Below are 8,415 nucleotides of genomic sequence, written 5' to 3'. Positions count from 1 at the left end.
ATCTGATCACCAAACGTCATGAATGTTCCTATCTTTTTTATCTTATTGATATCGCAATATTATTTGTGGGGATACCTCAGACTCTGACCCCATTATTTTCGCTGTTCAGATCACGCTGTAGAAATGTACTCTGACCCCAATATTTTATTTGAGGTTGCGGAGGCCTTGTGTGAGGAGTCGGTCTAGTGCGTTGGCGAAGTTTTGTTTGTCACGTTGGGAAAAGGCTTTTGGACCGCCTGTGTGTTCGCCGCTTGAGCGCATGGTTTCCATGAAATCCCGCATGCCTAGTATCTGCTTAATAGACGACTTATCGTATTCTTCACCACGGTTATTTAACGCTAGCGCATTTTTTGCCAGTACATCAGCGGCCAATGGAATGTCATTGGTAATCACCAAGTCACCCGCTTCACACTTCTCTACTATATAATCGTCAGCAGCATCGAAGCCTGACGGTACTTGCGTTAAGGTTATGTGCTTGTCTGGAGGAACAGACATAGAATGGTTAGCCACCAAAGACAAAGGCAGCTTGGTACGTCTGGCTGCCTTAAAAAGAATGTCTTTGATCACTGCAGGGCACGCGTCGGCGTCAACCCATATATGCATGGTCGTATCTCGTAACTGTATCTAATTACGCTAGCATACCACCATCTACCACCACTGTCGTGCCGGTCGTGTAGGTTGAAGCGTCTGATACTAAGTACAATACCGTGCCCGCCATTTCATCTGGGTCAGCGACACGACCTAGTGGAATAACTTTAAGTGCGTGCTTCAGGATTTGCTCATTAGTTGTTAACGCTGACGCAAATTTAGTATCGGTTAAACCTGGCAATAATGCGTTTACGCGAATGTTCAAGCTACCGCACTCTTTTGCAAATGACTTAGTCATGCTGATAACCGCAGCTTTGGTAATAGAATAAATCCCCTGCATGTCACCCGGTGTTACACCGTTTACCGATGCCGTGTTTAGAATGACGCCACCGCCCTGCTCTTTCATCATTTTGCCAGCTTCAATCGACATGAAGAAGTAGCCACGAATATTGACGTCTACAGTTTTATTGTAGGCGCCAAGATCAGTATCTAAGATATGCCCAAAGTAAGGATTGGCTGCCGCGTTGTTTACTAGAATATCCAGTTTTCCAAAATCGCGCTTAATGACGTTAAATGCTTCTGTAATTTGCTCCATTTCACCCACATGACACGCTAGCGCTGTCGCCTTACCACCTGCGTCACGAATTGAAGAAGCAACGGCTTCACAGCCGTCAATTTTGCGGCTTGATACAATTACATGCGCGCCATACTGGGCAAGCAAACGGGCAATAGACTCACCGATACCGCGACTGGCACCTGTAACCAGTGCCACTTTTCCTGTTAAATCAAAAAGGTTCTTCATTGTCATATCCTTAATTCTTGCTGATAAAGTGCTGTGTGCTTAATTTCTCTTATTAACGCTTGTTGCGGTGCCTGCTCTAGGCCAACATACCACCGTCGAGTACTACTGACTGACCCGTCATGAATGACGACTCATCACTACACAACCAAGCAATGGCATTAGCAATCTCTTCTGGTTTACCCAAACGCTTCATTGGATTGGCGCCAATAAGCCCTTTTTGGCCTCTTTCATCCAATTTTGATAAAACGCCTTGCACCATAGGAGTATCGACAAAGCTTGGACAAACAGCGTTAATGCGAATGTTCGCCCTTGCGTATTCCACCGCCGCCGATTTAGTAAGCCCCACTACCCCATGTTTGGAAGCGCTGTAAGCGCTAATCATAGGCGCAGAGCGCAATCCAGCTACAGAGGCAATATTGATGATGTGGCCACCGCCTGTCGCCGTCATATGCTTGAGGGCGTTTTTCATGCAATACCATACGCCAGCTAAGTTGACCTGAATATTCTTCATAAACATGGCATCATCGACTTCAGTTAGCGGAGCTGGAAAATGGTCGATACCCGCATTATTAATAACCACATCAATCTTGTCGTTATGAGAAAGCGCCGTGTCGAACATCGCTTTGACCTGAGCCGGTTCGGTAACATCCACCGCCACCGCATAGGCTTTGCCACCTGAGGCAACAATTTCTTCAGCCAATGTTTTGGCGTTTTCTTCGTTTAGATCGGCAATGCCTACTGTTGCACCACGCGCACTCAATACGCGAGCCGATGCAGCGCCGATCCCCGAGCCTCCACCAGTAATAAGAATATGTTTACCTTCAACATTTGCAGCTACATTCATTAGCTGTACTCCAATTTAGTGAACAAGCGCAACGCCGTTAATTTTGGTCACTGCGCATGCTTCTTGATTTGAACGATTAAAAATAACTCGCTTTTACGTTGTTACACGTCGCCTCGCGTGAAGAAAGCACCTCAATATCGCGACTGACTAGCGGTAACTCCCAATTTAAGAAGTATTCAGCTGCTGATAACTTACCTTCATAAAAGTCAACGTCTTGCTCGCCAGCACCATTAGCGAGTGCTTGTTCGGCAACATTTGCCTGGCGCAGCCAAATCCAGCTCACCACACAACTTGAAAAGATATTTAAAAAGCAGCTCGCGTTAGTTAGTAAAACAGGCTGTTTATCAGAGCGCAGGTCGGCCGCAGCTTGTTGTATTAAACCGCCAAGCTGGTCTAAGTATGGTTTTAATTTTGCAGCTAGCGCCTGTGCTCTGGGCGTTTCTGCGCGCTTCATATCGCTTGTTACACGAGAAAGCAGCACCTGAAGGCCTTTGCCGTCGTGCTGCCATAACTTTCTTCCCAGCAGGTCTAACGCCTGAATACCATTCGTGCCCTCATGAATTGGGTTTAAGCGGTTATCGCGCCAGCACTGCTCAACAGGATATTCACGGGTGTAGCCCGCACCACCTAGTATTTGAATAGCCAAATCGTTGGCTTTAGGGCCAAACTCCGAAGGCCATGCTTTGAACACGGGTGTTAAAAGATCTAAAAGCTGAGAAAGTTCGGTACGCTTTTTGCTGTCTGTTTCCGTTTCCATCTCATCGATGAGCATGCTGCCGTACAAGCAGAGGGACATACCGCCTTCACAGTAGGCCTTTTGCGCTAGCAACATACGTCGCACGTCACCGTGATTGATAATAGGTGTAGGCTCGTCTTCTGGCGCAAGATTAGGCGCAGCGCGACCTTGGGTACGATCTTTTGCGTATTCTAGTGAGTAACGGTACCCGCGATACCCTATCATGGCAGCACCATAGCCCACGCCAATGCGTGCTTCGTTCATCATCATGAACATGTAGCGCAAACCCTGGTGCGGCTCGCCAATCAGGTAGCCGTGGCAGTCACCATTTTCGCCAAAGGTTAGTGCGGTTGAAGTTGTACCTCGGTAGCCCATTTTATGGATAAGACCAGCAAGGGTTACATCGTTGCGCACATCTGGATTGCCGTCAGCGTCGAGACGGTATTTAGGTACAGCAAATAAGGAAATGCCTTTTACACCAGCTGGACCACCTGGAATTTTCGCCAACACCAAATGTACGATGTTGTCGGAAAGCTCATGTTCACCACCTGATATATAAATCTTGCTGCCTTTGATTCGGTACGTACCATCATCTTGCGGCCTTGCTGATGTACGAATATCAGCAAGTGACGAACCGGCATGGGGCTCGGTAAGTGCCATGGTGCCAGTAAAGTCACCCGCTAGCATTTTTGATAGAAACGCACTTTTGATATCTTCGGAGGCAAAGTGTTTAATGACATTGGCGGCAGCCGCAGTTAAGAAAGGGTAAGCGGTTGACGATGGGTTTGCCGCTAAAAAATAGCCCGCGCAGGCATTCATCACGGTAACAGGAAGCTGCATACCGCCATCTTCAAAATCAAAATGACCCGCGATAAACCCAGACTCTCTGTATGTGTCAAAAGCCACTTTTACGTCATCAATCATAGAGACTTTAGTGCCATCGAATGTAGGCTCGTTTTTATCAGCAACGGCATTATGAGGAAGAAATAACTCTTCTGCCATCTTCTCGGCCATATCAATAACAGCGTTGAAGGTTTCTACATTGTGCTCTTCGAAGCGAGCTTTTTCACATAAGGCTGCGGTGTTTAATACTTCGTACAGCTGAAATTGCATTTCACGGCGGGGGATAAGTTGGTCGGCCATGGTGTCCTGTCCTCTACGAAAACTTGTTAACACATTGTGTCATATTCGTTATCGTGCCATCATTGTCATTAATGACACAATAATGGTCAATCACGCCAACAATCACTGAGTTTTATCTTATTTTATAACTCGAATTATTTTTATGAATAACACGAAGTTCACCGTTACCGTAATCGGCTTTAACCAAGCCTTGGCATCTGCCATTACAGGAGCCCTCGATGTATTTGCTTTCGCAGGTATTAGTTGGCAGCGAATACACAACTTACCAACCAACCCTCAGTTTAAAGTACAGTTGGCCAGTCACCATGGGCAGCCTATTCTTTGCTCTAATCAAGTTGTTCTACAGCCCAATATCGCCATCGAAGAAGTCTCACACACTGATGTCTTGTTAATTCCCACCATTGGTGGCGATATTGATGAAGTGCTAGAAAGCACAGCGCCTCTGCTTGTACACATAAGGCGTCTGCAGAAAATGGGGGCCGACATTGCCGCCAATTGCACCGGTACTTTCCTTTTGGCCCAATCTGAATTATTGGACAATAAAATTGCCACTACGCATTGGGGATATGCAGATAAATTTAAGGCCATGTACCCTACCGTAAACTTACAACCCGAGAAAATGGTTACTGAAGATGATACGGTGTTTTGTGCAGGCGGCGGCATGGCGTGGATTGATTTATCTATCTTGTTGATAGAACGCTACTGTGGTCATCAGATTGCGAGCGATACGGCAAAATCCCACGTTTTGGACGTGTCCAGAACAAGCCAAACTATTTATGCCAGCAGTCGTCAGCGACGATTTCACTCAGACAAGGACATTAAAGCGGTACAGTCTTTTCTGGAAAAGAACGTACAAAATAAATGCACGCTAAGCGAATTAGCACTACGGCATAATATGACGGAACGCACACTTATACGCCGATTTAAAAACGCGTGTGATATTACACCAGGTCAGTATTTACAGTCGCTGCGCATTGAGCACGCGAGAAAGCTCTTAGAAACCTCTAGTATGCCGTTAGAGAGCGTGATTAGCGCTGTTGGCTATGAAGACCTTAGCTCGTTCACTCGACTATTTAAAAAAACGACTGGTTTATCACCTTCTCAATACCGAGCGAAATTCAAGCGAGGCTAATTTGATTTAGATGGTTAGTAGACTACTTGCACCAAAAAATATCTCTCTATTAAGTTTGATGTTCCATGCCTGTGCACACAGGCTTTTTAGTTATATTCAATCTAACTAATATTGTGCATTTTCGATGAAAAACACCTTGGTTTGCACAAATTTGGAGTTTTTATGTAAAAGTTTGTGTAAAATGCAGCGCCAAGCATAGATTGTTATTTTTTGTGCTAAAAACACTACAAAAGTATAAATTTAAAATCATCTTGGTGGAAACATGAGAACACTCAAAATCGCCACACTAGCGTTAGCCGTTAGTGCTGCGTTCAGCTCTTCAGTTCTTGCACAAGAGGCCGCGACGACAGAAAAAAAAGATGCCTCACTTGAACAGATTACCGTTACTGCGCAAAAGCGTACTCAGTCAATTCAGGAAGTGCCAATCTCAATCTCTACGCTTAGCGGCGAGCAGTTTGAAAGCCTTTTCTCAGGCGGTGGTGACATTCTTGAGCTTGCCACACGTGTACCTGGTTTGTATGCAGAATCATCTAATGGTCGTGTTGCTCCGCGTTTCTACATTCGCGGTCTTGGAAACACCGACTTCGACTTAGCAGCATCTCAGCCTGTTGCAATCATGATGGATGGCGTTGTAAAAGAAAACGTAATCCTAAAAAGCTTCCCTCTTTTCGACGTATCACAAGTTGAAGTACTTCGTGGCCCACAAGGCACGCTTTTCGGTCGTAACACCACAGCGGGTATTGTGAAATTCGATTCGAACAAGCCAACTCAAGACTTCGAAGCATTCACTGAAGTAAGCGTAGGTAACTTAGGTACGTTTAACGCTGAAGCTGCAATTAGCGGCGGGCTTACTGATGAATTATCAGGTCGTTTCTCTGTACTTTCTCAAAACAGAGATAACTGGATTGATAATGGTTTCACTGGCGAATCTGACGCACTAGGTGAGTACGAAGAACTAGCTTGGAGAGGCCAGCTTTTGTGGGAGCCAACTAGCTTCGACATGACTGCCCTACTTTCTATTCACGGCCGAGATCTTGACGGTACGTCTACTATTTTTAGAGGCAACGCACTTACTACTGGCTCTAACGAGTTCAATCAAAACTACAACCGCGATAAAGTGTATTACGATGGTGGTGCTGGAAATCGTCAAAAATATACGAACGAAGGCCTTTCATTAACACTAGATTTCTTCTTAAGCGGCGGAATGACGCTAACGTCAATTACGTCTTACGAGCAAGCTGAAGGAAGCAGTCGTGGTGACATCGATGGTGGTGCTATTGTTCCTCAAGGAACCGCCGTGCCTGACGGTATCACCTCTGTTGACTACCTTGCAGATACAGACTTTGATGGTGTTGGTGATACGCCAGTAACATCGTTCCCTGGTTTTATTCCATTGGGCTCTGATACCACTGACTTACTTGATGACCTTCAGCAGGTTACGCAAGAAATTCGACTCGCAAGCAGTGATAAAGGCGACTTTACTTGGCAAACAGGTATTTTCTTGTTTGAATCTGAGTTCGACGTAACTACCAACCCAGGTTTCACCATCGCTACAGTTACTCACGAAAGTTCACTGTGGGCGGTATTCGGCCAAGCTGAATACAAGTTTAACGACGAGACTACGCTTGTAGCTGGTATCCGTTATACTGACGACGAGAAGAAGCTTTTTGACACTAACGGCACTGCGTCTGTACCGTTTGACCCAATCACGGTTGACGACCAACGCATTAGCGGTGATTTAAGCCTTAACCACAAACTGAACAGTGAAGTAAGCGTCTATGCTCGCTACGCGCACGGTTTCCGTGGCCCTTCAATTCAAGGCCGAGATGCAGCATTTGGCTCAGCACCATCTGTAGCTGAATCAGAGGTTATGGACTCTTTTGAAATTGGCTTTAAAGCCGATTTACTTGACGACACCCTACGCTTCAACGGTGCAGTTTACTATTACAGCATCGATGACATGCAATTTACTGCAATTGGTGGTACTGACAATCTAACTCAGCTTATCAATGCTGATAGAGGCACCGGCAAAGGTTTTGAGTTTGACGTTAAGTGGCTTGCAACAGATAACATTTTGTTAACTGCAGGCTATAGCTTCAACGATACTGAAATAGATGATCCTAACTTGTTAGTTGCGCCTTGTGGTTCTGGTCAATGCACTGTGACTGATGAGCTTGTTGATGGTTTTGCTGCTGTTGATGGAAACCCATTCCCTCAAGCGCCAGAGCAAACTTTTGTATTTACAGCAAGGTATTCAATCCCAATGGGCGATTCAGGTGAGTTCTTCGCATTTACTGATTGGGCTTGGCAAGGTGAGACAAACATCTTCCTATACGACGCTGTTGAGTTCCAAACAGACGGTCAGTTTGAAGGTGGCCTTCGTTTAGGTTATGAAAACTTTGATCACGAATACACTGTGGCTTTGTTTGGTCGAAACATCACTGATGAGGAAAACCTTCGAGGAGCAATCGATTTTAACAACTTGACTGCGATCGATAACCAACCTCGCGTATTCGGTATCGAATTTAGAAAGAGCTTTTACTAAATTTTTATTGAGTTACTAATAAAACGTATTACATAACACAAAGCGGTAGCTGTATTTCAGCTACCGTTTTTTTACGCCGCCATATCAATATCAGACGTAGGCATTTGTACTAGCTGCTGTAATTTTCTGCACACTTCCACCCAGCGGGCAACTTTCTGGTAGTAGACCTGCTCAATTAACTGCCCTTTTTCATTAAACAAAAAGCTAGCTAATTTCCCCTTATTACCCGGCATATAAAAGTGATGCACGGTAAATTGATGAGACAAAGGGGCATGTACCACCTTTTGATACATACAGAAAGGCAACCCATTTGCACGCTCGTCGCCCCCAGTCAAGCGGCTACGGCGTTGAAACGTGTCTGATCCGAATTCTGCCATAATGCCGTGTTTTGAAATAAGCTGATCAACCGCTTTAATGCCTGTTTGCATAACTATCTCCTAAACGTTGCGCTTTTTAGCGAACCAAGATAAGACTCAAAATAAACCATACTGATATTTATACAGTATATGTTCATTTGTTTAAAATGCAAACATCGAGTAGGGTGAGGCGTCACCGCCTCATCCCTCTCACAGAACCGTACATACGGGCCTCGTATACGGCTCATGTACATAGTTATTTAGCGTAA

At 45.3% G+C, this 8,415-nt stretch carries 7 protein-coding genes; 2 read left to right on the top strand and 5 right to left on the bottom strand.

The window, feature by feature from the left end; all coding sequences use genetic code 11:
* Positions 1 to 144: 144 nt before the first annotated feature.
* From MHN09_RS20475 to MHN09_RS20460, 4 genes are all read right to left on the bottom strand, one after another.
* Positions 145 to 603, bottom strand: coding sequence for a YaiI/YqxD family protein (locus tag MHN09_RS20475; RefSeq protein ID WP_014949724.1), 459 nt, complete (start codon positions 601 to 603; stop codon positions 145 to 147).
* A 25-nt stretch (positions 604 to 628) separates the two neighbouring features.
* A complete protein-coding gene (locus MHN09_RS20470) occupies positions 629 to 1,390 on the bottom strand; it encodes an SDR family oxidoreductase (protein WP_014949725.1) in 762 nt (253 codons plus the stop codon).
* A 76-nt stretch (positions 1,391 to 1,466) separates the two neighbouring features.
* Positions 1,467 to 2,234 carry an SDR family NAD(P)-dependent oxidoreductase gene (locus MHN09_RS20465; protein WP_239241795.1) on the bottom strand — a complete coding sequence of 256 codons (768 nt, stop codon included), beginning with the start codon at positions 2,232 to 2,234 and terminating at the stop codon, positions 1,467 to 1,469.
* A 76-nt stretch (positions 2,235 to 2,310) separates the two neighbouring features.
* A complete protein-coding gene (locus MHN09_RS20460; protein ID WP_239241794.1) occupies positions 2,311 to 4,113 on the bottom strand; it encodes an acyl-CoA dehydrogenase in 1,803 nt (600 codons plus the stop codon).
* A 142-nt stretch (positions 4,114 to 4,255) separates the two neighbouring features.
* On the opposite strand from MHN09_RS20460, the gene MHN09_RS20455 reads away from it, so the two are divergent.
* Together MHN09_RS20455 and MHN09_RS20450 are read left to right on the top strand one after the other, a co-directional pair.
* Positions 4,256 to 5,245, top strand: a complete 990-nt coding sequence (locus tag MHN09_RS20455) for a helix-turn-helix domain-containing protein (protein WP_049589163.1) — start codon at positions 4,256 to 4,258, stop codon at positions 5,243 to 5,245.
* A 262-nt stretch (positions 5,246 to 5,507) separates the two neighbouring features.
* Entirely contained in the window at positions 5,508 to 7,790 is a 2,283-nt protein-coding gene (locus MHN09_RS20450; RefSeq protein ID WP_239241793.1) for a TonB-dependent receptor, read from the top strand.
* 71 nt (positions 7,791 to 7,861) lie between these two features.
* On the opposite strand, the gene MHN09_RS20445 is transcribed toward MHN09_RS20450, so the two are convergent.
* Positions 7,862 to 8,218: a hypothetical protein gene (locus MHN09_RS20445; RefSeq protein ID WP_049589166.1), complete on the bottom strand. Its 357-nt coding sequence runs from the start codon at positions 8,216 to 8,218 to the stop codon at positions 7,862 to 7,864.
* Between the last annotated feature and the right edge of the window lie 197 nt (positions 8,219 to 8,415).

The sequence above is a fragment of the Alteromonas sp. MmMcT2-5 genome (assembly GCF_022348315.1).
Taxonomy (GTDB): Bacteria; Pseudomonadota; Gammaproteobacteria; order Enterobacterales; family Alteromonadaceae; genus Alteromonas; species Alteromonas macleodii.
The sequence above is the reverse complement of the archived record's forward strand: the minus strand, read 5'-3'. Positions and strand labels throughout refer to the sequence as shown.